Below are 26,777 nucleotides of genomic sequence, written 5' to 3'. Positions count from 1 at the left end.
ATTATATCATAAAAATGCTTTTAACACTATTGTGAAAAGAAAAAACTTGTAAAGTGCGGTTATTACAAAACAAGCTCATATAATTTAAACCATTTCAGCCAAGGTATATTAAGACCCAAATCTACGATATCGATGTATTTATATCCTAATTTTTCATATAGAGATATAGCTGGAATATTTTGAATAGCAACATCTAAACGAATAGATTTAATTCCATTTTCTCTTCCAAACTTTTCTGCAAACTTCATAAGACTAGAGCCGACACTGCCTTTCATAAAATCTGGATGTACAGCAAAAGTTCTTATGACTAATATATCATCATAATTATTTTCAGTTTTCCAGACAACATTGCTATAAGCTTCTTCAGGTTCATGACTTAATATGATAGTACCTGCAATTCTTCCATTTATTTCCATTACATATAGCGTTTCATTTTCAATACCATAAGCAGCATCTTTTCTTATTGGATACAATCCTTTTCTCCATCCAGGGTAATTAATATTTTCTTCAAGATAATCATTTAAAGAATCATATAGTTTTTCCAGCTCATCAATATCTTCTGTATTTCCTTTTCTTATGATATATTTCTCCATCCCTTCCCCCTTTGAATAAATAACTAATCATAATTTTACAGCAAAATCAATTTATCTGCAAATAAAAATATTAACTAAGATATGAGAAAGAAATATAATTTAAAAATCATTTACTGCTAGGAATTAAAAATATTATTATGAATTAAAAAATGGATGAGCATAAGCAGAAATTTAATTCCACTATTACCCATCCATTTCAGATTATATTATAAATAAGCAATCATAAGTCTTACAGTTTCAATAACTCCATCAATATGAGTTCTTTCATAGTGATGAGATGCATCAACACTTGGTCCGATACATCCACATTTGAAATCGAATCCTTGAAGAACAGCTGCACTTGCATCAGAACCATATCTGTTATATACATCTACTGTATAATTGATATCCATTTCTTCAGCAGCCTTCATCAATCCTTTTCTCACTTCAATATCATAAGGAGTCTTATTATCTTTAGCTGCAATACTTACTTTTCTTTCATCACCAAGAGCATCTGCTCCTACCAGTCCAATATCTAAAGCTATAAATTCATCAAGATCCTCTGGAATAACAGATACTCCATGACCAATTTCCTCATAGTTAGAGAAATAGATATAAAGATCAGATTTTGGTTTTAAATTGTAATCATTAAGAAATTTGATATATCCTAATATTTGAGCTACACATAGCTTATCATCAAGATATCTAGATTTGATATACCCATTTTCAGTAATTCTAGTACGAGTTTCATAAGAAACAAAATCTCCTACTCTAATTCCTAATTTTTCAGTATCTTCTGCTGTATGTACATTTTCATCTAATCTAACTTCCATAGTCTCAGCAGTTCTAGGCATTTCTCTAGCTACATCTCCATAAATGTGTACAGAACACTTTGTTGGCAGAAGAGTTCCTTCATATTCTCTTCCATCTAATGTGTGAACAGTAAGATTTTCACCTTCTACACCAGCCCAAGGACATCCTCCTACATTGATAAGTTCAAGTCTACCATTAGATTTGATTTTTTTAACTACTGCTCCTAAAGTATCAAGATGGGCAGAAATCATTTTTTTGTAGTTTCTGTCTTCTCCTTCAATAAAAGCAATGATGGCTCTTTTTTTTGTCATTTTGAAAGGAACATTAAGAGCATTAAGTTCTTCTCCTACTCTGTTCATAACAGCATCTGTGAATCCAACAGGGCTTGGTATTCCAAGAAGTTCCACTGTTGTATCTAAGATGTAATCTAAATCAATATTCATCTAAAATCACTCCTTAAATATATTGTTGAAATTTTATTATTTTACTTCTACTATATCTAAATTATATAAATTGTGCATTGTAGTTGGATCATATTTGAATCCTTTTATTCTTTTGTTGATTCCAATATTTTCATTTTTATATAGAAGAACGATTAATGGAGATTCTTCCTGTAATATCATTTGAGCATTTTTGTAATGAGCTTTTCTTATTTCTGGATCAGAAGTTGTACGAGCTATTTCTACTTCTTTGTCAAAATCTTTGTTAGTATAGAAAGCTCTGTTTCCAGCTCCACCATGTGAACTGCTGTGAAGTAATGGATAAAGAACGATATCAGCATCAGAAGTTCCAGATACCCATCCACCTATGAAAGCAGTATGTTCACCTTGAGCAGTTCTTTGAAGATAAGCTCCCCATTCAAGAGTTTCTATTTCCATATCAATTCCAACTTCTTTGAAGTTAGCCTGAACTATTTGAGCAAGCTGTAATCTTACAGCATTATCATTTACATATAGTTTAAAGTTTGGATTAGTAACACCAGATTTTTTTATAAGCTCTTTAGCTTTTTCAGGGTTGTATTCAAATCCAGGGACTTCACTTGAGTAACCAAAAACATTTGGGTTTACTATAGTAGTAGCTGGTTTAGCTTTTCCCATAAATACTGAGTCAGCCATACTTTGTTTATCAAGAGCATAGTTAAGAGCAACTCTAAAGTCTTTATTATTGAAAGGAGCTTTAGTAGTGTTCAAAGTCATATACTCAGTTGAAGTAGTTGGAGCAGAGATAAGCTCAAGGTTTTTATTGTTTTCAATAACTCCAGTATCTACAGGTGCTACTGAGTAGGCAATATCAATTTCTCCAGTCTCAAGAGCTGCAAGTCTGCTGCTGTTTTCAGTAATAGCTCTTATTATAAGTTTATCTATTTTAGGTCTTCCTTCAAAATAATCATCAAAAGCTACAAATTCGATTTTTTCTCCATCTCCCCAGCTTACAAATTTGTAAGGACCAGTTCCCATAGGTTCAGTTGCAATCATATCGTTTTTAGCTTTTGTATCTTTTTCATTTAGGATAGCAGTTAATGGATGAGCTAAACTAAATAGTAAAGGAGCAGAACTGTTTTTTAATGTAAGTTTAATAGTTGAATCATCTAAAATTTCTATTTTATCAATAATTTCAACCATGATTCTGCTGGCAGGTTTTTCAAGCATTCTGTTAAGACTGAAAACCACATCATTTACAGTCATAGTATCACCATTGTGGAATTTTACATTTTTCTTAATTTTGATGATAAGTTCAGTAGGTGAAGCATATTCATAAGATTCAGCTAGTTCAGGAACTACATTCCCTTTGTCATCAATTCTTAAAAGAGTGTTGAATATTTGCTCTGTAACAGCTAGAGCAGGGATTTCGTTGTACATATTAGGGTCCAAACTCTTTGGTTTAGATCCTTGTGATACTATTACCACTTTTTCTTTTGGTGCATTAGATTTCTTTTCTCCATCTTTAGATGAACATCCAAAAATAAAGAGAGCCAAGCTTAAAATTGTAATTAATTTTTTCTTCATCTTTTTCCTCCTCCGCATTAATATATAGGTATTTCAATGTAAATTTGTTAGTATATATTACTCCTTTAGCCAATGTTTTAAAAATATATAGAATATATGTTTAGAAGTGAAAATATATCTACTTAAAATTTCAAATAATATAGTGATAGAGTATACTTAAAAACAAAACATTTTACTTTAAAGACATATTTAATGACAACTTCAAATGAAAAATCTTTTAAAAAAATTTAGAGAATAAAAAATAGAATTAAAAGTTGCAGGAAATTTTAAAATAAAGAAAGTTCAAAAAAATAAACAGCTTCAGTTCTGTGAATATAGAGCTTCAGCTGTTTAAAAATTTTATATTATTTCAGTAGTTGTATTAATTTAAATTATTCTGCATATCTTTAAATGATTCATTATGATGAGATGATTTCATAGTAGGGAAAGCCTTCAGCATACGTCTTTGTCCCCAATCTAATTTTTTCAGTAAGTCTTCTTTTTTCTGATCCAAATCTTTTAATTTTTTATCAGTAGCTAAGAAATCAGTAGTCAATTTACTTCCTATATCATTTGAAAAATCATGTATATCTACAGCTATTTTATCAATTTTTTCTAATCTTGAATTTAATTTTAAAACAGTTTCTACAGTAGCAACTAAATCTATAGCCATCATCACTATCATTATACCTAATAATATTTTGCCAATAAAATGTGGTATCCATCTTACAAAGTCATCAACTAATGGATGAATAACATCAACGACTATAATACATGCTATTCCCCACATAAGAGAAAATTTCAGGCATACATATCCATCAATATTAAAAGGAACATCTGAATAATTCCACCATCTATAGTGAAATATTTTCTCAAGTGCAAACCCAGTAACTAATTCTAATACAGAAGTAAGAACAACAGAAGCTACATAAAGCAGCAGCATATTTTTTCTCAAAGGAAATACCAGTAAAATGACAATGACAACTCCTACCCCATATATAGGACAGTAGGGACCATTTAAAAAACCTCTATTCACAAAGGTCCCTGTGTTTAGTGCTGCATAGCATACCTCGAGGCACCACCCCAAAAAAGAATAGATAAAAAAATAGTAAAGATATTTGTACATGAATTTTTCCTCCTCTTCAAACTTATATATAAAGGTTCTACTAAAAAAATTATGTATTCCTTTTTAAATTAATATGGAAAAATAAAAACTCAGGATATTTTGCCCTGAGTTTCATATATTTTATTTAAGGTTTTTTAATATCTTTGCAAGTTGGTCAGGACAAGAAGTTCCTCTTCCTCTACAGTCTATTCCATCTAATTTTTGAATAACTTCATCTTTAGTCATTCCCAAGATAAGATTTTGAAGTCCATGAGTGTTTCCGTCACATCCTCCTACAAATTCTATTTCAGTAATGATTCCATCTCCATCTACAGTAACACCTATCTGTTTTGCACAAGTTTTTTCCGTTGAATAGTAATGCATTTTTCCTCCTTAAATCTTTCTACGAATAATTTTATACATTATTATACAAAATAATTGAAAATTTGTAAATAGCGGCGCTTTAAGTATAGTATATATAAATTATATAATTTTTCTTTTTTATTTTATTTGAAAAGTAAATGGGGTATAATTCAAATAAGACAAAATAATATTAAAAAAATAAAAGGAAAACTATGCCTTTTGTTCTAATATTAATTAAAGTAATTTATCGGAGGTTAAAAAATATGTTTAAAAAATTTTTACTAGTTCTTGCTGCTCTTTCAATAGTAGGGTGTACTCTAAGTGAAGTAGATATTTCAAAAAAACAAAAAAGAAGCGGAATTGTATATATAGTAAATCAAGAGAAACCTTATTCTGGAGTTATTACTGGAAAATATGACAACGGACAGATAAAGATAAAAGAAACTTTTAAAGATGGAAAATATAATGGAGAGCAGTTCACATACTATGAGAATGGACAGATTCAATCAAAAGCTTCTTTTGAAAACGGAGTGGCTGTTGGAACTTTTTATGAGTATTATAAAAATGGTGAAGTTGCTTATACAGGGAATTTTCTAAATGGAAAAAGGGATGGTGACTGGAATAGATATACAAGTGAGAAGGAACTTATTCTTACAGAGGTATATAAAGATGGAGAGCTTATTGATGTAAAACAATATTTAGTAGATACAGATAAATTAAAAGATAAAATAAAAGATTTCTTTAATTAAGGAGGCATTTAAATGGAAATTCTAAGAAAAATATCAGATAAAAGCGGTGAATTTTATATTGAAAAAGATGGTGAAAGAGTGGCAGAAATGACTTTTGTTTTTGCTGGCAAAGATCTGTTGATAGCAGATCACACATGGGTGGATGACAGTCAAAAAGGATTAGGACTTGGAAAACAATTATTTGATCAGCTTGTAAATTATGCAAGAGAACACTCTATTAAAATACTTGCAACTTGTCCCTATGTTCTTCATGAATTGAAAAAACATAAAGAAGAATTATTGGATGTCATTAAATAAAAAAGTAAATTTTTTAAAAAAGTTCGTGTATAAATATAAATAATTTAAATACTATTTTTTTGGTATTTTATTTGATTAAGAAATTAAAATTCAATAAATTTGAAAAAATAAAAAATATTTTGAAAATTTTACTTGATTTTTTTTTAATTTAGGTTTATACTCGTCATAACAATAAGTTTTATGAAAAAGGAGGAAGAATATGTTCACACTTAGCATAATATCATTAGTCATATATGTGATACTACTCATATACATAGTGAGTAAAATTTTATATGCAAATGATTATGTTAGGGTTAACAAACAATATTCTGAATCTTTGAACTATGTTTATGTTAAATAAAAATTAGTTCTGATGATTAACTACTTTCTTTGATAGAAAACTATCAAAGAACAGAATAGACACTTTGCAGCCTAACAGGCTGCTTTTTTTTAACCAATTAAATTGTACGTCTACAGCAAACAAAGTATCTATTTTATTGGTCAGTGTATACAATATAGTTTATAATTAAATTAAAAATAAAGAAATTAAGGGGGAAACAATTATGAAAAAATTTACCACAGCTTTATTAGGACTTTCGTTATTATTAACATCATGTGGAGGTAACAGCGACAAACCAGCAGCAACTGCTGACAAAAAAGAACCAGAAGTTATCAAAATAGGAGGACTTGCACCTCTTACTGGAGGGCTTGCTATTTATGGAATCACTGCATCAAATGCAAGTAAACTAGCTTTTGAAGAGATCAATGCTAACGGAGGAATACTAGGAAAGAAAGTAGAGTTTATCGTCTATGATGAAAAAGGAGATTCTACTGAAGCAGTTACTGCTTATAATAGACTAGTTGATGATGGAGTTGTAGCTCTTATTGGAGACATTACATCTAAACCAACTCTGGCAGTTGCAGAAATTGCAGCACAAGACAATATGCCTATGATTACACCTACTGGAACTCAATATAATATCACAGAAGCAGGACCGAATGTATTCCGTGTATGTTTTACAGATCCATATCAAGGAGTAGTTTTAGCTAACTTTGCACAGCAAAAACTTAATGCAAAAACTGCTGCTATATTAGTAAATAACTCTAGTGACTATTCTGATGGAATTGCAAAATCATTTGCTGAAGAAGCTGGAAAACTTGGAATTACTATTGTAGGTAAAGAAGGATATGCAGATGGGGACAAAGATTTTAAAGCTCAATTAACAAAAATTGCTCCAACTAATCCTGATGTTCTAGTTGTACCTGAGTATTATGAGCAGGCAGCTTTAATTGCAACTCAAGCAAGAGAAGTTGGAATCAAATCTACTTTCATCGGTCCAGACGGATGGGATGGAATTGCTAAAGCTTTAGATAAATCAGCTTATGCTGCTATTGAAAACAGTTACTTTACAAATCACTACTCAACACAAGACACTTCTGATAAAGTACAAAACTTTATTAAAGCATACAAAGCTAAATATAATGAAGATCCATCTGCTTTCTCTGCTTTAGGATATGACGCTGCTTATATCGTAAAAGCTTCTATTGAAAAAGCTGGTTCTACAGATAAAAAAGCTGTTGTTGAAGCAATGAAAAATATAAATTATGATGGTGTAACTGGACAACTTACTTTTGATGCTAAAAATAACCCAGTAAAAGCTGTAACTATTATCAAAGTTGTAAATGGAAATTATACATTTGATTCAGTTATTCAGCCTAAATAGTTAAAGATATGAACCATCTCTCTGTGAGGGATGGTTCTCTTTAAAAAAATACGTGAAAGGAGATTAATAAATGGAATTTTTACTTCAGATAATAAATGGATTACAAATAGGAAGTATATATGCCTTGGTATCCTTAGGATATACGATGGTTTACGGAATAGCACAGCTCATAAACTTTGCTCATGGAGATATTATCATGGTGGGAGCGTATGTTTCATTATTTAGTATTCCAGTCTTTACAAGAATAGGGTTGCCCGTATGGCTTACTGTATTTCCAGCTATAATAGTGTGTGTAATTTTAGGTACTTTAACAGAGAGGATAGCATACAGACCTCTTAGAAATTCTCCGAGAATTTCTAACCTGATTACAGCCATAGGAGTAAGCTTATTATTAGAAAATACTTTTATGAAACTTTTTACTCCAAATACAAGAGCATTTCCGAAAGTATTTACAAATCCTCCTATCGTTATAGGAAGAATGCATTTAAATTTTGGAACAGTAGTAACTATTGTTCTTACTATAATTTTATCAGTTGGACTTCAATACTTTATGAAAAAAACTAAATATGGAAAAGCAATGATGGCTACAAGTGAAGATTATGGAGCAGCCAAGCTTGTAGGAATCAATGTTGATCATACTATTCAGTTGACATTTGCAATTGGAAGCGGACTGGCAGCAGTAGCTTCAGTTCTTTATGTTGCAGCTTACCCTCAGGTTCAGCCTCTTATGGGAGCTATGCTTGGAATAAAAGCTTTTATTGCAGCAGTTTTAGGAGGAATTGGAATCCTTCCGGGAGCAGTTATTGGAGGATTTATCCTTGGAATTGTAGAAAGTCTGACAAGAGCTTATCTTTCTTCTCAATTAGCAGATGCTTTCGTGTTTGCTATCCTTATAGTGGTTCTGTTAGTCAAACCAACAGGTATATTGGGTAAAAATATGAGAGAAAAGGTATAGGTGATATAGATGTCAAAAACAAAAATGCTTAGTTATATTTCAACGTTTATTTTATTAGCAGTTCTTTACTTCATACTTACAGGTATGATTGGAGCTGGATTTATTTCAAGATATCAGACAAATATTCTTACGCTTATCTGTATAAATATTATACTTGCTGTAAGTCTTAATGTTACTGTGGGTTGTCTTGGACAGATTACTATTGGTCATGCTGGATTCATGTCAGTTGGAGCATATGCAGCTGCTCTATTTGCAAAGAGTGGAATAGTAGAAGGGATTCCCGGATATATTCTTGCACTTATCATTGGAGGTATAGTTGCAGGAATTATCGGTATCATCATTGGTATTCCAGCTCTTAGACTGAATGGAGATTATCTTGCTATCATCACTCTGGCATTTGGAGAGATTATCAGAGTTCTTATTGAATATTTCAGTTTTACTGGAGGAGCACAAGGACTTCGTGGGATTCCTCGTTTTAACAAATTTGGCGTAATCTATATAATCATGGTTGTATCTGTTATGATGATGTTTTCAGTCATGACCAGCAGGCATGGACGGGCTGTTTTATCTATTCGTGAAGATGAAATAGCAAGTGGAGCTTCAGGAATCAACACTACATATTATAAGACATTTGCCTTTACTATTTCAGCAGTATTTGCAGGAGTAGCTGGGGGAGTTTATGCACACTATCTTGGTATTTTAGGTGCAAGACAATTTGACTATAACTACTCAATCAATATATTGGTAATGGTAGTACTTGGAGGAATGGGAAGCTTTACAGGTTCTATTCTTTCAGCAATAGCATTGACTATTCTTCCAGAGGTTCTTCGTGGATTCTCTGATTATCGTATGATAGTTTATTCTTTGCTCCTTATTATGACAATGATTTTCCGTCCTACTGGATTATTAGGGCGTAAAGAATTCCAGATAACTAAAATAATTGAAAGATTTATGAAGAAAAAAGGTGATTCAAATGAGTAATCCTATTTTAAGTGCCAAGGATATATCTATTACTTTTGGTGCTCTTAAAGCTGTTACAGATTTTAATCTTGAAATAAAAGAAAATGAACTTGTGGGACTTATTGGTCCAAATGGTGCAGGAAAAACAACAGTTTTTAATATTTTAACTGGAGTATACTCACCAACTTCTGGCCAATATAAATTTAATGGAGAGGTTATCAATAAGATGCCTACATTTAAATTAGTTAAAAAAGGACTGGCAAGAACATTTCAGAATATAAGACTTTTTAAATATCTGTCTGTTCTTCAAAATGTACTTGTAGCAAATAACTTCAATATGAAATATGGAATACTGGCAGGAATGTTCCGTACTCCTAAATACTGGAGAGAAGAGAAGGAAGCTGAAAAGAAGGCCATGGATCTTCTGAAAATATTTGGTTTGGAAGAATATGCACATACAGCAGCAGGGAATCTTCCTTATGGAAAACAAAGAAAACTGGAAATAGCCCGTGCAATGGCTACTAACCCAAAGGTTCTTCTATTAGATGAGCCAGCAGCAGGAATGAATCCTACAGAAACAGAAGAACTTATGAATACCATTCGTTTGATTAGAGATAAATTTAATATAGCAATTCTTTTGATAGAACATGATATGAAACTGGTATTAGGAATTTGTGAAAGACTTGTTGTATTGGATCATGGAAATATAATCGCATCTGGAGATCCTAAAAAAGTAGTTAATGAGCCAGCAGTTGTTACTGCATATCTTGGACAGGATGATGATGAAATTGGAGAAGAGGAGGAATAAAATCTCATGGAAAATATGCTTGAAATAAAAGATCTGCATGTGTATTATGATAATATTCATGCTTTAAAAGGAATATCTTTAAATGTAAAACAGGGAGAGATAGTTTCTCTGATTGGTGCCAATGGTGCTGGGAAAACAACTACTTTGCAGACAATTTCCGGGCTTATTCAATCTAAGCAGGGAAATATAATGTTTGAAGGAAAAGATATTACTAAAGAAAAGTCACATAAAATATGTGAAATTGGAATTGCTCAAGTTCCAGAGGGAAGAAGAATATTTTCAAGACTTTTAGTTAAAGACAACTTGAAGTTAGGAGCTTTTACTATAAAAGATACTCCAGAAAATCTTGAAAAAGATCGTGCAAAATTTTATGAGGTTTTCCCTAGAATGTCTGAAAGAAAAAATCAAATGGCTGGAACTCTTTCAGGAGGAGAACAGCAAATGCTTGCTATGGGAAGAGCTATTATGAGCAGACCTAAGCTTTTGATACTTGATGAACCTTCTATGGGGCTTTCACCACTATTTGTAAAAGAGATATTTGCAGTAATTAAGAAATTAAATGAAGCTGGAACTACTATTTTACTGGTAGAACAAAATGCTAAAATGGCTTTGTCTATATCTCACCGTGCTTATGTTATTGAAACTGGAAATATAACACTAGAAGGAAATGCTAAAGAACTTATGAACAATCCTGAAATCAAGAAAGCTTACCTTGGTGCTTAGGAAATAAAAGGAGCAAAGATCAAAATGGAATTGAGAGAAGAATATGAAAAACAGCAGGAATATCGTAAATGGCTGGAAATAATAGAACTGCTTCCTATCGAAGATAATCAGGTTATTGCTGATTTAGGGTGTGGGACTGGTGGATTTACTGAGATAATTTCAGAGAAAGTAAGACAAGTAATAGCTGTTGACAGGAATCAGAATCTTCTCACTAATCTAAAAGAAAAAAATATAAAGAATGTAAGTATTATAGAAAATGATATTTCAAAAATTGATTATATTACAGAAGAGTTAGATGGAATTTTTTCAAGCTTTTCAATAGCGTATTTTCCTAAGGATATGAAAGAAGTCATTGGAAATTGGGTAAATAAACTAAAGTCTGGAGGTTGGATAGCTCTTATAGAAATTGATGATCTTTTAAGAGGACACCAGCCTTTATCAGAAGAAAACTTTGGAAAACTTGCAAGATATGAAGAACATATTAAAGAGAATGGAGTATATGATTTTCAGGCAGGAAGAAAGATCAAGAATACTCTTAAAAGATTTGATATGGAAATTATATTGGAAAAAGATCTTGAAGATAGAGAACTAACAGCTTCAGGAATTGCAGATAAAGAAGTCTATGAGATGTGGAAAAGTCGTCTTGATAGACTGACTATAAGTCAATATTATCCTGAAAAAATTGCTCAGGAAATAAAGAGAGAGCTGTTGTCTCTGTTTAAAAATCCTGAGCATATAAATAATACAAAAGTTAAATTTATTGTAGCAAAGAAGATTTAATTATGAAAATAGGATATCCTTAAATGGATATTTACTTTTAGAAATTCCAGCATTATATATCAATAATTAGGGCAGTTAAAATTTTAACTGCCCTAATTGTTTAAAATCTCACTATTTATATTAGAAAAACATCTTCTTTTCTAATTGCGAAAAATGAGTCTTATATTATTAATCAGTTAAGTAAAGTGGAACTGCTAAAAATATTTATATTTCTGTTTCTATAAAATGTTCATCATAAAGATTCCAATATTTTTTATATACTCTGTTTTCTTGCCCATCAAAATTTAATTGATACATTCTAAAAGTAACTAGGATATTTTTGGGCTGCCATTGTTCCTTAAATGAATAACAATATTTCATACCTAACTGTTGCATAATATTGCCACTTCTAGGATTATTTTTATCATGTGTAGCAGTAATATATGGAATACCATCTTTTTTTAATAATTCAACAAGTGCCTTACTTGCTTCAGTAACAATTCCTTTATGCCAAAATTCTTTACGAAGTGCATAACCAAAATCATAACTATCATCTATTTCTGCTTTTACATATCCAATTGGATAGTCATTATCTTGTAAACAAATTGCCATACTATATTTCTGGTTTTTTAATCGTTTTTCAAAAAATATCTTTGCTTCTTCCAGCGTTTTTACAGGAAACCATGGCAAAAAAGTATTAACTTCTGTGTCTTTCAAAAGAAAATATAAGGCTTCAATATCTTTTTTCTCAAAATTTCTTAATATAAATCTATCTGTTTCAAGTTTTAATATATTCATTCATATCCTTTCTAAATTCTGATTAACTATCATATCTCATTTACTTAATATGAGTATAAATATAACTAACTTTTTTATTATTTCATTGTTATAGAAATTTATCTAATTCTTCATCAGTAGTTTTAAAAAGTTTTTGCACTGCACTTTTAGCTTTAGCTTTTACTTCATCATCAATATATGGGGCTACTTTAGCAAGAGCCAGTCCTAATGCTATTAAGTCATCAGTGTATCCAACTAATGGAGTAATATCTGGCAGAATATCCAGAGGGAGAATAAAATATCCTAAGGCTCCTATTATTATTGATTTTTCCTTTGGAGGAATACCTTTCTTCTTCATAGTAAAATAAAGAATCAATATATAGTAAACTCCTTTTAGCCCTACTTTTTTTACAACACTTCCCAATTTATTAAGAAAAGTTTTTTCATCATATTTTTCCTGATATTTTTTATCTTCAAGATTAATATCTTCTTCATTGATATTTTTTTCTGACATATCCCCTCCTGCTGCAAATTAATTTTCGTATGTTCCCTTTACAATAACCTTTTTATTTTTTACAAATTGCTTTCCAAGTGCAAAAACATCATTGATATCTAGGTTTTCATCTAACAGTATCATATCAGCGTCACTGTCTTCAGCCAGTATTCCTTTATTAGGATAAAGTTTCAGAGCTTTGGCAGGATTTACTGTAAGAAATTGCAGAGCATCTTCAAGAGAGAATCCATGTTTTTTAACAAGCTCTACTATCTGCTCATGGTCAGTATCTATAGGAGAAGCTCCTATTCTGATAAGATTTCCTGCTGCGTCATAATCTGAAAAACTTCCATATCCATCAGAACTGAATGTAATACGGTCTAAAGGCACTCCAGCTTTCTGGGCAGCAACTACTCCTCTTGCTGCTGTCATGTAGTCCTCTTCTGTAAATGAAGAAGTTATATCAATATATCCTCCTCTTTTAGCAAAATCTAAAGCAGCTTCAAATACTTCAGCTTTTCTGTTTACATGTGTAGGGATAAAATGTTTAATAGGAATTTCAGAATCTTTTATTACATTTAGTACCTGAGAAAGAATTCTGTCTCCATCTCCCATATGAAGTACTACTATTCCAGCTTTGTTGGCAAACATTCCAGCTGTTCTCACTTGTGATCCTAAATCCTCAAGAATGTCTTCATTGATGAAAGAAGCTCTGTGGTCAGAGATAGCAAGTTTTACTCCTATTATTTCCTCAATAAAAGTAACATCTCTTTTTACTGTTCCAGTAATAGTTGGTGAAGGAAATTCATATGCACCAGTTGTAATATAGCAAGATATTCCTTCTTCTTTTAAACTTTTAGCCTTAGCAAGAAGATTTTCTACATTTCTTGTAGTACTGTCAGTACCAAGTACTCCAACTACAGTAGTAACTCCAGCTTCAACTATTTTAGATAATGGAGCTTCAGGAACTCTAGTTTTAAAACTTCCTTCTCCACCACCACCAGTGATATGGATATGCTGGTCAATATATCCTGGAATAGCTTTTTTCCCAGTTCCATCTATAACTTCACAATCAAATCCATCAATATTTATATCATTTCCTATTTTTACTATTTTGTTGTTATAGAACAGGATATCCTTTGCTCCAAGAAATTTAGGAGAATATACTTCAACATTTTTTATTAATCTAAACATAAAACACCTCTTCTTAATATATTTTACTTCAATATTATTATAACCTATGAACTGTAAATATCATAGTCTTAAATTATTTTACCTGAATTGATATTTGCACCATATAGTTTTCATAACCCTTTATAGAAAGCTCATCTAATAAGACATCTTCATAGAAATTTCCTGTAGTTTCTAAATTATTTTCTTTTATGAAATTAAATATTTTATCATATACTTCATCTAATGAATAGTATCCTTTAGAGTGATAAGCAACAATATATTTTCCTTTCTTCTTTAAAATGTAGGGGACATTATTGCTTAGTAAAAGAGGAAGCTGTTCTGGAGTAATCTTAGTATAAAATGATAAATACTTATAGTAAATCCCATTAGAAATATTTTCATAGTCCTGCATACCGCTTATAGGATGTGGGCTGTATATATTTTTATCTACACAGAATTTTATATGATTTGCCAGATACACAGCCATATCTTTTTCATTATTTATTTCAGTTTTTATTGGAATAAGATACTCATCTGGATATTCTTTTATCTCTACTTTATTAGTGTCTACACATAAACTTTCTCTTACTAGATCAGCTTTCTTACGAAAGAATTGTTTGATTTCTTTCAAATAGCTTATTTTCTCATCTATTATTTTTTCTCTTTCCTCCATAAGAGTAATAAAATTTTCTGGGGTCCTATTTTCCATATATTCTTTTATATCTTTTAAAGACATTCCAAGTTCTTTCAAAGTTACTATAACTTCAAATACCTCTATTTGTTCTACTGCATAAAATCTGTAGTCATTTTCCTCTCTTATAATGGGAGAAAATACTCCTACTTCATCATAATAAAAAAGTGTAGACTTACTTACATTGAAAAGTTTTGCAAATTCTCCTGTTGTAAAATATAAGTTAGATTTGTTTATCATAATTTTCATTCTCCTCTTGACTATCCAGTTACCTTATACTTTATTATATCTAGTGTAAGAAATAAATTCAATAGTTTTATAGAACACGGAGGAAAAAATGAGTTACACAATATCAAAAAAATTTACTTTATCATCACTGATTAAATTTACTGTACCAGCAATAATTATGATGCTGTTTATGTCTTTATATACCATTGTTGATGGAATATTTATTTCAAGATTCATTGGAACAACTGCACTTTCAGGGCTGAATATAGCCTATCCATTTATCAGCTTTATTCATGCATTGGCTATTATGTTTGCAGCTGGGGGAAGTGCCATTATAGCAAAAAAAATGGGAGAGGGAAAAAATGAAGAAGCAAGAAATGCTTTTTCTCTCATAGTGTATACTGGAATATTTCTAGGAATTTGTATTTCTATCTTTGGAAATATATTTTTAAATGAGATTATAAGATTTTTAGGAGCTTCACCAGCATTAGAAAAATATTCCTATGATTATTTGAAAATAATAATATTCTTTGCTCCTTTTTTCATATTGCAGATACTTTTTCAAACTTTTTTTATTACAGCTGGAAGACCAGAATTAGGATTGAGAATGACTATTGTCTCTGGTATCAGTAATGCTGTATTAGATTATCTATTTATGAAAACATTTGCAATGGGAATGATAGGAGCAGCATTAGCAACAGTATCAGGATATCTTATAATTTCAATATTTGGGATAGTATATTTTTTAAAGAAGAGAAATAATTTATATTTTGTGAAAGTGAAAATAGAATGGAAAACATTAATAGAAAGTTGTATAAACGGTTCTTCAGAAATGGTTACAGATATTTCCAGTGGAGTAGTTACTTTTCTTTTTAATATAGTAATGATGAAATATATGGGAGAAAAGGGAGTAGCAGCTATAACTATAATACTTTACTCACAGTTTGTATTTATAGCAGTGTATCTGGGATTTTCTATGGGGACAGCCCCAATTATAAGTTACAACTATGGAAATCAAAATAAGAAGCAGTTAAAAAGAATATTTAAAATTTGTTCAAAACTTATTATGGGATCATCAGTAGGAGTATTTTTACTTTCTTTGATATTTGCAAAATATATTGTTGGATTTTTTGCTTCTGAGGGAACAGAAGTATATAATATTGCAATAAAAGGATTCTCACTATTTGCAATAGCATATATATTTGCTGGATATAATATATTTTCCTCTTCTCTGTTTACAGCATTATCTAATGGAAAGATTTCAGCAGTAATTTCTTTTATGAGAACACTGGTATTTATAGTATTGGGAATATTTTTTCTTCCAATGATATTTCAAGTGAATGGAATATGGCTGGCAGTTCCTTTTGCAGAGATATTATCTATTCTTGTGTCTCTGTTTTTTATAAGAAGAGAGAAAGGGAAATATGGTTATATGTAAAAAATGGATGATTCATATCTAGAAATATAATTTTAAAATTTTCCAGTAGAAAGATTTATTATTAATTTTGTTCTTAAAACTAAAAACAGTAAACTCACTATGTTCAAACATACTGTTTTTTACATTTTATTCACTTCATTAATTACATAAATCTTTCTAATTTCCAAATTTCTAAAATTTAGTCTAGTTTTTTTCATCCATTTTTAAATATTTTCTACATATATAACATTTGTACAACCATAAAAAATAATGGTATTGTAACAATAGAAAGAATAGTGCTCAAGCAAACTGTTTTTATAGCAAGTAAATAATTTCTATCATATTGCTGTGCAAAGATTACTATATTTCCACCAACAGAAGTACAGGCAGCAATAAGAACCGACATTACCATAGTAGTATTCTTTATTGGTAAGAAATAAAATACTACTAAAGTTATCAATGGAATAACTAAAAGACGCATAGCCATACATGGATAAATCTTGTAATCAAAGAAAATATCTTTTATATCAGCTTTAGCAAGAAATATTCCCAATACCAGCATAGCAACAGGAGTATTCATTGAAGCAAGAAAACCTATTGTAGTCACAACTGTTTCAGGTACAGGTATAGAGAAAAGAAATATTATAAGTCCTATTATCATACTTAGCAGCATTGGATTAGCAATCAGATTTTTAGGCTTTATATTCTCAGTTTCTCCAGTCATTACAAATACACCATAAGTCCATTGAAATAGATTTAAAAGAGTAACATAAGCAGCTACATAAAATACTGCTTCACTTCCAAAAACTGCCTGTGTCAATGGAATTCCAATGAATCCTGCATTAGAGTATGAAGAAGCAAAGTTTTCAATTGGCTTTCTTTTTCCATAAACATAGGCAGAGATACCCATTGCCAGAAGAAGTCCCAAAAGAGCAAGGCCAGTAGACATCCACATATCTCTGAATTTTTCTGGAGTAAATTCCACTATATATGATTTCACAATAACACTTGGTATAATTATACGAAGCAGAACATTTCCAAATTCCTTTGCTCCCTGATCCGTTATGAATTTTAGTTTATAAAGTGCAGCACCTACCCCCATAAGCATAAACATTGTGATTATTTGTTTCAATAAAATAGACGTAATCAATTTTCTCTCCCCCTTAGTTTTATCAGAATATTTTACCATATTTCTTTACAAAAGAAAATCCTCCCAATTAAATGAGAGGACATTTATCTTTATCTTAGCATTATAAAACTTAAATAATTGTGTAATTTATGAGATAAAGTTAGATTAATACAGCGAAATTGAACGCTGAAAAATACAACTGTTTGAGTGTAACGAGTTTTGGATTTTTAGTGAAATAAGCCTAATTAATCAACTTTTTTGAATATGAAACAATTATTAAAATTCTTATAAAAGGTGAATATTTAATTTTTTACAGATCTCATGAACTTCTTTTGGCCACATAGAAGCTTGAACTTCTCCTATATGAAGTTTGTCAAGGAAGAACATACAGATACGAGATTGTCCTATTCCTCCACCAACTGTATATGGAAGCTCTTTGTTAATAAGCTTTTTATGATAATCCAATTCTTTTCTGTCTTCACAGCCAGATATTTCCAACTGTTTTACTAATGAATCCTCATCTACTCTTATTCCCATAGATGAAAGCTCTAATCCAATTCCTAAAGGTTCATAGTTAAGAATTATATCTCCATTTAATTCCCAGTCATCATAGTCAGGTGCTCTTCCATCATGTTTTTCTCCTGAGTTAAGAGTTCCTCCTATTTTCATAAGGAACACAGCACCATATTCTTTAGCAGCTGCATGTTCTCTTTCTTTTGGAGTAAGCAGAGGATATTTATCTTCTAGTTCCTGAGCAGTAATAAATGTTATTTTTTCAGGTATCTTTTTGTCCAGTTCAGGATATAGCGAATTAACATAATCTTCAGTTTTTTTGAATACCTCATATATTCCAGAAACTATCTCTTTCAATGTTTCTTCTTTTCTGTCTTCTTTAGCTATTATTTTTTCCCAATCCCATTGGTCAACATAATATGAGTGGATGAAATCTGTATCTTCATCTCTTCTAATAGCATTCATGTCAGTGTATAGTCCTTCTCCTATATTGAAGTTATAATTGTGAAGTGCCATTCTTTTCCATTTTGCTAAAGAGTGAACAATTTCAGCTTTATCTCCAGCTTTTGTAACAAAACTTACTGGTCTTTCGATTCCATTCAAATTATCATTTAATCCGCTTTCTGGTTTAACGAATAATGGAGCTGAAACTCTTGTTAAATTTAGTTCTTTAGCCAATTCCCTTTCAAAGAAATCTTTTACTTGTTTGATTGCGACCTCCGTCTGCCTGATGTCTAATTTTGATTTGTAACTCATTCTAATCACTTCCTTATTAAATTATTATCACTTCAATATAATTTACTATGATATCACCACTTTAGTTCAATGTCAATACCAAATAATAAAAAATGAAAAAAAAGTTCAAAAAAATATTTTATTAAAAAAATAGTATCATAATAAAAGAATTGACTTTTTAAAAGTAATGGCGTATAATAATAAAAAATATAAAGTAACTAAGTTAAAGGGAGAAAGTAAAATGAAATTCAGGAATAATAGGATAAGGAATCTACTAATAGAAAATTGAATATCACCTTATCTTTAAAATTGGCTGATCAAAATTAAACTTTCTTTGAAAAGATTGGAAATTATCTTTATTCTTTAATATGTTTCCATGAGTATAGAATGAGAATGGTCAATAGATATTTATCTATTGATTTTGTTTTTTTAAGAGTTTAAGTACAGACCTGTTTTGAAGGCTGTACTTTTTTTATAAAAAAAATAAAAATTTAAATATAATGAAGGGGGAACAAATGGAGTATTTAGCATTACTAAAAGATATTTTTTTAGGAGGAAACAGATACATGTATATTGTAAATGGTCTGGCTTTCTCTATAGGAACAACTATGTTGGCAGCATTAATTGGAGTACTATTAGGAATATTTATTGCTCTTATGGAACTGTCGCATTTTTATCCATTAAAACATAAAAAGGGATGGGAGAAATTTAATCCATTATCATCATTAGCATTTGCATATGTAGACCTTATAAGAGGAACACCAGCAGTTGTACAGCTTATGATACTTGCTAACCTAATATTCGTAGGAGCATTGAGAGATACACCTATACTTGTTATAGCTGGACTTTCTTTCGGAATCAACTCTGGAGCATATGTTGCTGAAATAATAAGAGCTGGTATAGAAGGACTGGACAAAGGACAGATGGAAGCTGCAAGAGCTCTGGGGATGCCATATGGTATTGCAATGAAAGAAATAATTATTCCACAAGCTATAAAGAAAATACTTCCAGCACTAGTAAGTGAATTTATTACTTTGTTGAAAGAAACATCTATAGTAGGATTTATTGGTGGAGTAGACTTATTGAGATCTGCAAATATCATTACAAGCCAAACATACAGAGGAGTAGAGCCTTTACTGGCAGTAGGTCTGATATATCTAATATTAACAGCTGTATTTACTAAATTCATGAGAGGAATAGAAAAGGGGTTGAAGGTAAGTGATTAAGGTAGCTAATTTATATAAAAACTTTGGAAAATTAGAAGTATTAAAAAATATAAGTGCAGAAATACATAAGGGAGATATTGTAGCAATAATAGGTCCTTCTGGAAGTGGAAAATCTACTTTCCTTAGATGCCTGAACAGACTTGAAGAACCAACAGCTGGTCATATATATTTTAAAGGTAAAGATCTTATGGCTTCAGAAACTGATATTAACAAAGTACGTGAAAAAGTGGGAATGGTATTCCAGCATTTTAATCTTTTTCCACATAAAACAGTTTTAGAAAATCTTACTCTTTCACCTATGAAATTGAAAGGTTATTCTCAAGATGAGGCAGATAAAAAAGCAATGGCACTATTAGATAAAGTAGGATTGAGAGAGAAAGCAGCATCTTATCCTAATCAATTATCTGGAGGACAGAAACAAAGAATTGCTATAGCGAGAGCTCTTGCCATGGAACCGGAAGTAATGCTTTTTGATGAGCCTACATCTGCTCTTGACCCAGAAATGATTAAAGAGGTTTTGGATGTTATGAGAGGACTGGCAAAAGAGGGAATGACAATGCTTATAGTAACACATGAAATGGGATTTGCAAGAAATGTTGCAAATAGATTATTCTTCATGGATAGAGGAGATATATTAGAAGATACTACCCCTGCTGAGCTGTTTGATAATCCAAAACATGAAAGAACAAAAGAATTTTTAGAGAAAGTCTTGAATAAATAAGAAATATATAGTTTAATAATAGATATAAGGAGGGGGTAAATTATGAAAAAGTTTTTTAAATTATTATTAATAGGAAGTATGGTATTATCAGTATCAGCAACAGCACTGGCAAAGGACAAAATATATGTAGGAACAAATGCAGAATTTCCACCATTTGAATACCTTGAAAATGGAGAAATAACAGGATTTGATATGGACTTAGTTCACGAAATTGGAAAACTTGTAGATGCAGATATAAAGATAGTAGATATGGGATTTGATGGACTGCTTCCAGCACTTCAAATGAAAAAGGTTGATTTGGTAATAGCTGGAATGACTGCCAATGAAGAAAGAATGAAAACTGTATCTTTTACACAACCTTATTATACTGCCAGTCAAGTAATTATAGTAAAAGATGGAAATGATTCTATAAAATCTTTTGCTGATCTTAAAGGTAAAAAAGTAGGGGTTATGCTTGGATTTACTGGAGATATGGTAGTCAGTGAAATTGATGGAGTAAAAATTGAAAGATTCAATGCTGCTTATGCAGGAATAATGGCTCTTCAAGCTGGAAAAGTTGAAGCTATTGTATTGGATTCTGAGCCTGCTAAAAATTATGTTGCTCAAAATAAAGGATTAGTTTTAGCTGATGCAGATGCAGAGCAGGAAGAATATGCTATTGCTGTAAGAAAAAATGATAAAGCACTTTTAGAAAAAGTTGAAAAAGCTTTAAGTGAAATTAAAGCAAATGGAACTTATGACAAACTTATTCAAAAATATTTTAACTAAGAACCATATAATTTTAAGAGGATGAGAAAAGTTAATATGACACTGTGCATTCTATTAAATGTTTAACTTAAATAATATAAAAATTTTAAACAGCTGAAGTTCTATATCTCTAGGATTGAGGCTGTTTATTTTTTATACTTTTATTTCTTCCCTCATTCTCTTCATTTTTTTGATAAAAGTGATATAATTACTATATAAATATATGTAAGGAGAAGAGAGATGAAAATAGATATAATTTTAACAGCAGCAGATATACAGCCTGAAAAAATAAAAGATAAAATTGTGGTAATCATAGATGTACTCAGAGCAACAAGTGTAATGATAACAGCTCTGGCAAATGGAGCAAAGGCAGTATATCCTTATAAAGATATTGAAAGTGTGTTGGAAAATTCAAAAAAGTCTAAATCTTTTGTTTTAGGTGGAGAGAGAAAAGGATTAAAGATAGAAGGTTTTGATTTTGGAAATTCCCCATTGGAATATACTAAGGAAGCTGTATCAGGAAAAGATATGTTTATGACAACAAGTAATGGAACTAGAGCTATTGAAAATTCTGCAAATGGTTCTAAAAAACTTTTTATAGCAGCCTTCTTAAATGTAGAAAGTGTAGCTAAAAAAATATTAGAAGAAAATGATGATACTGTAATAATTTGTTCTGGTACTGATAATAATTTTTCTTTGGATGATGCATTATGTGCTGGAGAAATAATAAGAAGAGTAAAAGAAAAAAACAGAGATATTCAGCTTACAGATATCAGCCTTGCTATGAAAAGATTAGCTGAAACATCTCTTGGTATAGAGGAGACGCTTGAAGGAAGCAAGCATTTTGAATATCTAAAAACAATAGGTTTTTATGGAGATATGAATCATTGCTTCACTATGGATATGTTTGATATTGTTCCTGAATATAAAAATGGAGTTATAACTAAATAACTCCAGCTAAAATAACACTTATAAATAATAGAATTGCTCCTAGATAACCTTTCATTGAGAGAAGTTCTCCAAGGAATATATAGGCAAATAGTGCTGAAAATACAGGTTCAAGGGATAAAATTATTCCTGCCTGTATGGCACTTGTATCTTTCAAGGCATATATCTGCATGATATAGCATATCGCTGTACAGAATATTCCTAATATTATTATAACCCCCCATATTTTTATATCATGAGGAAATTTAAAACTCTCAGTACCCAATGAAATTATCATATTTAATATTCCTACTATTCCCATTTGCAAAGCACCTATTGCTACTGAATCAGCATCTTTAGGAATCCTTTCCATAACCAAAACTTGCAGAGCAAAAGCCAGAGCACAAATAATACATAGAAGATCTCCTTTATTGACAGTAAGCTGATCATTTAAAGTGAGAAGAACTATTCCGATAGTTGCTAAAATAACACTTATAAGCAATTTAAATTTTATTTTCTTCTTTAAAAAAATAACTGATATCACTGGAATCATGACTACTGAAAGACTTATAAGAAATCCAGCATTAGAAGCACTAGTATATTTTACTCCTATGGTCATACTCAATACTGAGATAAATGCAAGTATCCCCAAGATGATGGAATATTTAAAAGTTACTTTATCGGCTTTTAATATTCTTTTATAAAAAAATAAAGCTGTTACTAAAAAAGCTGTTCCAAACCTTAATGAAGTGAGATTAAAAGGCTCCAGCAATCCTATTCCTATTTTGGTTAGAAAGTAAGTAGATCCCCAAAATAAAGCTACTAACCCTACAAAGAAATTTGCCCTTAGCTGCCTGTTCATTTGTTCCTCCTATGCTATCTATCATTTTTATTTAAAATTATATCAATGATTATTGTATTTTTAAATTTGTTATTATATAATCCTTTGTTTGACTATTTTCCTTTTCTCCAAATTTCTTATTATGTAATTTTTTGCTGTTACTACATTATAATATACTATTGGAGTAATATGAAACATTTTATTAATTATTTTTACAATATTCTTATTTAAAGTGTAACTTTAATAAAAAACAAAATATAGTGTTTCTTTTTTCTTGAAAATTTATTACAATATAATAAAGAAGTTTTCAATTTTAGAAAGGAATAATAATGAGCAGCAAGAAGAGATATAATTCATTGGATAACTATTTCAAAAATACTTTCGGTGAAAAAATATATAAAGTTTCTTTAGATGGAGGTTTTACTTGTCCAAATAGAGATGGAACTTTAAGCACTAAAGGGTGTATATTTTGTAGTGAAAGCGGAAGTGGAGATTTTGCAGGAAGCAGAAGATTATCTATCACTGAACAGATAGAAGAGCAGCTGAAACTTATAGAAAATAAATTTCCTTCAGGAAAGGTTATAGCGTATTTTCAAAATTTTACTAATACATATGGGGATGTTGAATATTTAAGAAAAATATATTATGAAGCTCTTTCTCATCCAAGGGTAATAGGGTTGGCTATTGCTACCAGACCAGACTGTTTAGGAGATAATATAATAGAATTATTGAACGAAATAAATAATAAATATTTTTTATGGATAGAACTAGGACTGCAAACTATTAATGAAAAAGTTGCAAAAATTATTAATAGGCAGTATCCTCTAAAGACATATGAAGAAGCAGCTGAAAAATTAAAAAAATATAATATAAAATTTGTTACTCATATAATTGTAGGACTTCCAGGAGAAGAGGAAGATGATCCTTTGAATACTGCTGTATATTCTGAAAAATGTGGAACATGGGGAATAAAAATACATTTATTGCACATTATAAAAAATACTGAATTAGAGAAATTTTATAAGGAAAATGAATTAAAAATACAAAAAAAAGAAGAATATGTGAAAAAAGTAGTTAAAATATTGCAAAATATATCGTATAATATAGTTATCCACAGACTGACAGGTGATGGAAATAAAGAAACATTAGCTGCACCATTGTGGAGCCTTAATAAAAGAGATGTTTTAAATAGTATTGAAAAAGAAATGAAAGCAGAGAATATATATCAAGGGGGAACTAATATTGTGAGGTTTTCTAAAAAGTTAGGATTCAAAGGGTTTCCTGATTTTAAGCTTTCACTTAGTCAGGATATCGGAAATAGAAAAGCTGAATCACATGTAAATATTATGCATGAAGAGATTAAGCCTACAGATACTTTTGAGATAATTGGAAAAAAAGTGGCTACTGAAAATACAATGGCTGTGAATAATACTTATGAAATAACAGATTTCAAAGAATTAGAAAAAGCTGTAAAAATGATATCTGAAGCTAGAAAGATAATGCTTGCAGGAGTAGGATTTTCAGGAATAGTGGCTAAAGATTTTCATTTTAAACTTTTAGAATTAGGAAAACAGACTTTATTTGAAAATGATACTCATATGCAGTTGAGCTATCTAGCTACAATGAATGAAAATGATGTTCTCTTTGTAATATCTCATAGTGGAAAAACTTTGGAAGTATTTAATCTTGCAAAAGCTGCTAAAAATAGAAAAGTAAAAATAATTACATTAACAAGTGTAGTACAAAGTCCTATAAGGGAATTGGGAGATATAAAATTAAGCACTGTAGAAATGAAAAGTGATTTCAGAGCAACAGCTTTATCTCCAAGAATATCACAATTAACAGTAATAGATATGATCTACATAAAACTTATGCTAGAAAATGAAGATTTACAAGATTATATTTTCAATGCCATCGAACTTGTAAAAGGGTTTAAACTAAGCTAATTAATAAGATTTTTAAAATAAAATCATATGGAGGGTATTATGAGAGTTATCATCACAGACAAAAAAGTTGGAGATTGGGCTGCTGTATATGTAGCAAAAAAAATTAATGAATTTAAACCTACAAAAGAAAGACCGTTTGTATTAGGACTTCCTACTGGAGGTACTCCATTAGAAATGTATAAAAGACTTATACAATTAAATAAAGATGGAATAGTTTCTTTTGAAAATGTAGTTACTTTCAATATGGATGAATATGTAGGATTGACACCTGATAATGATCAAAGTTATCATCATTATATGTTCACTAACTTTTTCAATCATATAGATATAAAAAAAGAAAATGTAAATATTCTTGATGGAATGGCTGAAGACCATGATGCTGAATGTCAAAGATACGAAGATAAAATAAAATCATATGGAGGTATTCATTTGTTCTTAGGAGGAATAGGACCTGATGGACATATTGCTTTTAACGAACCAGGATCTTCTCTTACTTCAAGAACTAGAGATAAAGAACTGACTATGGATACAATAGTTGCTAATGCAAGATTCTTTGGTGGAGATATAAATGCAGTTCCTAAATTAGCATTGACTGTAGGAGTTGGTACAATACTTGATGCTAAAGAAGTTCTTATTATGGTAACTGGTCATAATAAAGCAAGAGCACTTCATTATGGAGTGGAAGAGGGAGTTAATCATATGTGGACTGTTTCTGCTCTTCAATTACACAGATGCGGAATAATAGTTTCAGATGAAGCAGCTTGTGCAGAATTAAAAGTTGGAACTTATAGATATTTCAAAGATATCGAAAAAAATAACTTAGATACTGATAAAATGCTTGCTGACTTATATAACGCCAAATAGTTTTATAGAGCGTTATAACAAAAATTAATAATTTATAAAAATAATTTTTAATTAAAATAAATGGACTTGGAATCATGAAAATTTCAAGTCTATTTTTTTATTTTTTTTAAAGGATTTCTATTCAGACCGTAGAATAATATATATAAGAGTTTATTAGTAATGTAATATAAATTGGAGGTAAGAATTATGGTAGAAGCTATGAAAGCAATGCAAGAGAGCATGAAGTCATTGAGTAACAATACAAAAGATATAACTAGAGCAATTGAAAGTCTTAGAGAGGAACTAGACGCAGTAGATGTATACAACCAAAGAGCAGAACTTGCTACTGATGATGAATTAAGAAAACTTATGATACATAACAGAAATGAAGAAATTGAACATGCTGCTATGATTATAGAGTGGCTAAGAAGAACTATTCCTGAATTTGATCACGAATTAAAAGATTATTTATTTACAGAAGGATCATTGGAAGATATCGAAGCACAAGCAACTGCTGGAGAAGGAGCACAATCTTCTTCTTCATTAAAAATTGGAAACTTAAAATAATCGGGAGGTAA

At 30.4% G+C, this 26,777-nt stretch carries 28 protein-coding genes and 1 pseudogene; 17 read left to right on the top strand and 12 right to left on the bottom strand.

From position 1 onward, the window contains the following. Positions 1–62: 62 nt before the first annotated feature. From C4N20_RS14055 to C4N20_RS14035, 5 genes are all read right to left on the bottom strand, one after another. On the bottom strand, positions 63–593 hold the full coding sequence (locus tag C4N20_RS14055; protein ID WP_005977457.1) for a GNAT family N-acetyltransferase: 531 nt from the start codon (positions 591–593) through the stop codon (positions 63–65). Between the two features lie 206 nt (positions 594–799). After that, the gene (locus C4N20_RS14050) at positions 800–1,828 is read right to left on the bottom strand and encodes a M42 family metallopeptidase (protein ID WP_005977459.1); all 1,029 of its coding nucleotides are present in this window, start codon (positions 1,826–1,828) and stop codon (positions 800–802) included. A 36-nt stretch (positions 1,829–1,864) separates the two neighbouring features. Further along, complete coding sequence (locus tag C4N20_RS14045) at positions 1,865–3,391, bottom strand: ABC transporter substrate-binding protein (RefSeq protein WP_005977461.1); 1,527 nt, start codon at positions 3,389–3,391, stop codon at positions 1,865–1,867. A 361-nt stretch (positions 3,392–3,752) separates the two neighbouring features. Beyond that, positions 3,753–4,496, bottom strand: a complete 744-nt coding sequence (locus C4N20_RS14040) for a putative ABC transporter permease (RefSeq protein ID WP_005977463.1) — start codon at positions 4,494–4,496, stop codon at positions 3,753–3,755. 120 nt (positions 4,497–4,616) lie between these two features. Beyond that, a complete protein-coding gene (locus C4N20_RS14035; RefSeq protein WP_005977465.1) occupies positions 4,617–4,859 on the bottom strand; it encodes a TIGR03905 family TSCPD domain-containing protein in 243 nt (80 codons plus the stop codon). Between the two features lie 242 nt (positions 4,860–5,101). Between C4N20_RS14035 and C4N20_RS14030 the strand changes: the two genes are divergently transcribed. The 8 genes from C4N20_RS14030 to C4N20_RS13995 all read left to right on the top strand — a co-directional run bounded on the left by C4N20_RS14030 (position 5,102) and on the right by C4N20_RS13995 (position 11,813). Next, positions 5,102–5,587, top strand: a complete 486-nt coding sequence (locus tag C4N20_RS14030) for a toxin-antitoxin system YwqK family antitoxin (RefSeq protein WP_005977467.1) — start codon at positions 5,102–5,104, stop codon at positions 5,585–5,587. Positions 5,588–5,599: 12 nt separating this feature from the next. Continuing rightward, a complete protein-coding gene (locus tag C4N20_RS14025; protein ID WP_005977469.1) occupies positions 5,600–5,884 on the top strand; it encodes a GNAT family N-acetyltransferase in 285 nt (94 codons plus the stop codon). A gap of 542 nt (positions 5,885–6,426) precedes the next feature. Further along, positions 6,427–7,587: an ABC transporter substrate-binding protein gene (locus C4N20_RS14020; RefSeq protein WP_005977473.1), complete on the top strand. Its 1,161-nt coding sequence runs from the start codon at positions 6,427–6,429 to the stop codon at positions 7,585–7,587. A 70-nt stretch (positions 7,588–7,657) separates the two neighbouring features. Continuing rightward, positions 7,658–8,542: a branched-chain amino acid ABC transporter permease gene (locus C4N20_RS14015; protein WP_005977475.1), complete on the top strand. Its 885-nt coding sequence runs from the start codon at positions 7,658–7,660 to the stop codon at positions 8,540–8,542. A gap of 9 nt (positions 8,543–8,551) precedes the next feature. Beyond that, positions 8,552–9,523: a branched-chain amino acid ABC transporter permease gene (locus C4N20_RS14010; RefSeq protein WP_005977477.1), complete on the top strand. Its 972-nt coding sequence runs from the start codon at positions 8,552–8,554 to the stop codon at positions 9,521–9,523. Then, positions 9,516–10,310, top strand: a complete 795-nt coding sequence (locus C4N20_RS14005) for an ABC transporter ATP-binding protein (protein ID WP_005977479.1) — start codon at positions 9,516–9,518, stop codon at positions 10,308–10,310. Before C4N20_RS14010 ends, C4N20_RS14005 begins: the two co-directional genes overlap by 8 nt. A 6-nt stretch (positions 10,311–10,316) precedes the next feature. Continuing rightward, entirely contained in the window at positions 10,317–11,033 is a 717-nt protein-coding gene (locus C4N20_RS14000; protein ID WP_005977481.1) for an ABC transporter ATP-binding protein, read from the top strand. A gap of 24 nt (positions 11,034–11,057) precedes the next feature. Next, entirely contained in the window at positions 11,058–11,813 is a 756-nt protein-coding gene (locus C4N20_RS13995) for a class I SAM-dependent methyltransferase (RefSeq protein ID WP_005977483.1), read from the top strand. A 204-nt stretch (positions 11,814–12,017) separates the two neighbouring features. Here the strand turns inward: C4N20_RS13995 and C4N20_RS13990 are convergent, their stop codons facing one another. The 4 genes from C4N20_RS13990 to C4N20_RS13975 form a co-directional block, all read right to left on the bottom strand. After that, complete coding sequence (locus C4N20_RS13990; RefSeq protein WP_005977485.1) at positions 12,018–12,590, bottom strand: GNAT family N-acetyltransferase; 573 nt, start codon at positions 12,588–12,590, stop codon at positions 12,018–12,020. Between the two features lie 88 nt (positions 12,591–12,678). After that, positions 12,679–13,083: a YkvA family protein gene (locus tag C4N20_RS13985; RefSeq protein WP_005977487.1), complete on the bottom strand. Its 405-nt coding sequence runs from the start codon at positions 13,081–13,083 to the stop codon at positions 12,679–12,681. A gap of 18 nt (positions 13,084–13,101) precedes the next feature. Continuing rightward, the gene (iadA, locus tag C4N20_RS13980; protein WP_005977489.1) at positions 13,102–14,256 is read right to left on the bottom strand and encodes a beta-aspartyl-peptidase; all 1,155 of its coding nucleotides are present in this window, start codon (positions 14,254–14,256) and stop codon (positions 13,102–13,104) included. A 73-nt stretch (positions 14,257–14,329) separates the two neighbouring features. After that, entirely contained in the window at positions 14,330–15,166 is an 837-nt protein-coding gene (locus tag C4N20_RS13975; protein ID WP_005977491.1) for a MerR family transcriptional regulator, read from the bottom strand. A gap of 97 nt (positions 15,167–15,263) precedes the next feature. Here C4N20_RS13975 and C4N20_RS13970 point away from each other — a divergent pair, with 97 nt between their 5' ends. Further along, the gene (locus C4N20_RS13970) at positions 15,264–16,592 is read left to right on the top strand and encodes an MATE family efflux transporter (protein WP_005977493.1); all 1,329 of its coding nucleotides are present in this window, start codon (positions 15,264–15,266) and stop codon (positions 16,590–16,592) included. Between the two features lie 214 nt (positions 16,593–16,806). Here the strand turns inward: C4N20_RS13970 and C4N20_RS13965 are convergent, their stop codons facing one another. Together C4N20_RS13965 and asnA are read right to left on the bottom strand one after the other, a co-directional pair. Further along, positions 16,807–17,721 carry an AEC family transporter gene (locus C4N20_RS13965; protein WP_005977495.1) on the bottom strand — a complete coding sequence of 305 codons (915 nt, stop codon included), beginning with the start codon at positions 17,719–17,721 and terminating at the stop codon, positions 16,807–16,809. A 264-nt stretch (positions 17,722–17,985) separates the two neighbouring features. Then, positions 17,986–18,969 (bottom strand): aspartate--ammonia ligase, encoded by a 984-nt coding sequence (asnA, locus tag C4N20_RS13960; RefSeq protein ID WP_005977496.1) that lies wholly within the window; start codon positions 18,967–18,969, stop codon positions 17,986–17,988. 494 nt (positions 18,970–19,463) lie between these two features. Between asnA and C4N20_RS13955 the strand changes: the two genes are divergently transcribed. The 4 genes from C4N20_RS13955 (at position 19,464) to C4N20_RS13940 (ending at position 22,593) form a co-directional block, all read left to right on the top strand. Further along, positions 19,464–20,174, top strand: coding sequence for an amino acid ABC transporter permease (locus C4N20_RS13955; RefSeq protein ID WP_005977498.1), 711 nt, complete (start codon positions 19,464–19,466; stop codon positions 20,172–20,174). Next, positions 20,167–20,895: an amino acid ABC transporter ATP-binding protein gene (locus C4N20_RS13950; RefSeq protein WP_005977500.1), complete on the top strand. Its 729-nt coding sequence runs from the start codon at positions 20,167–20,169 to the stop codon at positions 20,893–20,895. The genes C4N20_RS13955 and C4N20_RS13950 overlap by 8 nt, the downstream gene beginning before the upstream one ends. A 42-nt stretch (positions 20,896–20,937) precedes the next feature. Beyond that, complete coding sequence (locus C4N20_RS13945; RefSeq protein ID WP_005977502.1) at positions 20,938–21,663, top strand: basic amino acid ABC transporter substrate-binding protein; 726 nt, start codon at positions 20,938–20,940, stop codon at positions 21,661–21,663. Between the two features lie 219 nt (positions 21,664–21,882). Further along, positions 21,883–22,593 (top strand): 2-phosphosulfolactate phosphatase, encoded by a 711-nt coding sequence (locus tag C4N20_RS13940; RefSeq protein WP_005977504.1) that lies wholly within the window; start codon positions 21,883–21,885, stop codon positions 22,591–22,593. On the opposite strand, the gene C4N20_RS13935 is transcribed toward C4N20_RS13940, so the two are convergent. After that, positions 22,586–23,431 (bottom strand): DMT family transporter, encoded by an 846-nt coding sequence (locus C4N20_RS13935; RefSeq protein ID WP_005977506.1) that lies wholly within the window; start codon positions 23,429–23,431, stop codon positions 22,586–22,588. The two genes, C4N20_RS13940 and C4N20_RS13935, sit on opposite strands and share 8 nt — an antisense overlap. A gap of 308 nt (positions 23,432–23,739) precedes the next feature. Between C4N20_RS13935 and mnmL the strand changes: the two are divergent. The 4 genes and pseudogenes from mnmL to C4N20_RS13920 form a co-directional block, all read left to right on the top strand. Further along, positions 23,740–24,648: pseudogene (mnmL, locus tag C4N20_RS16755) on the top strand (tRNA modification radical SAM protein MnmL/YtqA); the annotation flags it as partial. Positions 24,649–24,654: 6 nt separating this feature from the next. Then, on the top strand, positions 24,655–25,356 hold the full coding sequence (locus C4N20_RS16750; RefSeq protein ID WP_425319928.1) for a MurR/RpiR family transcriptional regulator: 702 nt from the start codon (positions 24,655–24,657) through the stop codon (positions 25,354–25,356). Positions 25,357–25,395: 39 nt separating this feature from the next. Beyond that, complete coding sequence (gene nagB, locus C4N20_RS13925; protein WP_005977510.1) at positions 25,396–26,220, top strand: glucosamine-6-phosphate deaminase; 825 nt, start codon at positions 25,396–25,398, stop codon at positions 26,218–26,220. Positions 26,221–26,406: 186 nt separating this feature from the next. Next, complete coding sequence (locus C4N20_RS13920; RefSeq protein WP_005977512.1) at positions 26,407–26,766, top strand: ferritin-like domain-containing protein; 360 nt, start codon at positions 26,407–26,409, stop codon at positions 26,764–26,766. Positions 26,767–26,777: the final 11 nt, after the last annotated feature.

The organism is Fusobacterium ulcerans, assembly GCF_003019675.1.
GTDB classification, from domain to species: Bacteria; Fusobacteriota; Fusobacteriia; order Fusobacteriales; family Fusobacteriaceae; genus Fusobacterium_A; species Fusobacterium_A ulcerans.
Note: the sequence above shows the minus strand (reverse complement) of the source record. Positions and strands in the feature narration are given on the sequence as shown.

Coding starts and splice junctions, on each gene's coding strand:
- C4N20_RS14055 (WP_005977457.1), bottom strand. CDS start 593: ATGGAGAAATATATCATAAGAAAAGGAAATACAGAAGATATTGATGAG.
- C4N20_RS14050 (WP_005977459.1), bottom strand. CDS start 1,828: ATGAATATTGATTTAGATTACATCTTAGATACAACAGTGGAACTTCTT.
- C4N20_RS14045 (WP_005977461.1), bottom strand. CDS start 3,391: ATGAAGAAAAAATTAATTACAATTTTAAGCTTGGCTCTCTTTATTTTT.
- C4N20_RS14040 (WP_005977463.1), bottom strand. CDS start 4,496: ATGTACAAATATCTTTACTATTTTTTTATCTATTCTTTTTTGGGGTGG.
- C4N20_RS14035 (WP_005977465.1), bottom strand. CDS start 4,859: ATGCATTACTATTCAACGGAAAAAACTTGTGCAAAACAGATAGGTGTT.
- C4N20_RS14030 (WP_005977467.1), top strand. CDS start 5,102: ATGTTTAAAAAATTTTTACTAGTTCTTGCTGCTCTTTCAATAGTAGGG.
- C4N20_RS14025 (WP_005977469.1), top strand. CDS start 5,600: ATGGAAATTCTAAGAAAAATATCAGATAAAAGCGGTGAATTTTATATT.
- C4N20_RS14020 (WP_005977473.1), top strand. CDS start 6,427: ATGAAAAAATTTACCACAGCTTTATTAGGACTTTCGTTATTATTAACA.
- C4N20_RS14015 (WP_005977475.1), top strand. CDS start 7,658: ATGGAATTTTTACTTCAGATAATAAATGGATTACAAATAGGAAGTATA.
- C4N20_RS14010 (WP_005977477.1), top strand. CDS start 8,552: ATGTCAAAAACAAAAATGCTTAGTTATATTTCAACGTTTATTTTATTA.
- C4N20_RS14005 (WP_005977479.1), top strand. CDS start 9,516: ATGAGTAATCCTATTTTAAGTGCCAAGGATATATCTATTACTTTTGGT.
- C4N20_RS14000 (WP_005977481.1), top strand. CDS start 10,317: ATGGAAAATATGCTTGAAATAAAAGATCTGCATGTGTATTATGATAAT.
- C4N20_RS13995 (WP_005977483.1), top strand. CDS start 11,058: ATGGAATTGAGAGAAGAATATGAAAAACAGCAGGAATATCGTAAATGG.
- C4N20_RS13990 (WP_005977485.1), bottom strand. CDS start 12,590: ATGAATATATTAAAACTTGAAACAGATAGATTTATATTAAGAAATTTT.
- C4N20_RS13985 (WP_005977487.1), bottom strand. CDS start 13,083: ATGTCAGAAAAAAATATCAATGAAGAAGATATTAATCTTGAAGATAAA.
- iadA (WP_005977489.1), bottom strand. CDS start 14,256: ATGTTTAGATTAATAAAAAATGTTGAAGTATATTCTCCTAAATTTCTT.
- C4N20_RS13975 (WP_005977491.1), bottom strand. CDS start 15,166: ATGATAAACAAATCTAACTTATATTTTACAACAGGAGAATTTGCAAAA.
- C4N20_RS13970 (WP_005977493.1), top strand. CDS start 15,264: ATGAGTTACACAATATCAAAAAAATTTACTTTATCATCACTGATTAAA.
- asnA (WP_005977496.1), bottom strand. CDS start 18,969: ATGAGTTACAAATCAAAATTAGACATCAGGCAGACGGAGGTCGCAATC.
- C4N20_RS13955 (WP_005977498.1), top strand. CDS start 19,464: ATGGAGTATTTAGCATTACTAAAAGATATTTTTTTAGGAGGAAACAGA.
- C4N20_RS13945 (WP_005977502.1), top strand. CDS start 20,938: ATGAAAAAGTTTTTTAAATTATTATTAATAGGAAGTATGGTATTATCA.
- C4N20_RS13940 (WP_005977504.1), top strand. CDS start 21,883: ATGAAAATAGATATAATTTTAACAGCAGCAGATATACAGCCTGAAAAA.
- C4N20_RS13935 (WP_005977506.1), bottom strand. CDS start 23,431: ATGAACAGGCAGCTAAGGGCAAATTTCTTTGTAGGGTTAGTAGCTTTA.
- nagB (WP_005977510.1), top strand. CDS start 25,396: ATGAGAGTTATCATCACAGACAAAAAAGTTGGAGATTGGGCTGCTGTA.
- C4N20_RS13920 (WP_005977512.1), top strand. CDS start 26,407: ATGGTAGAAGCTATGAAAGCAATGCAAGAGAGCATGAAGTCATTGAGT.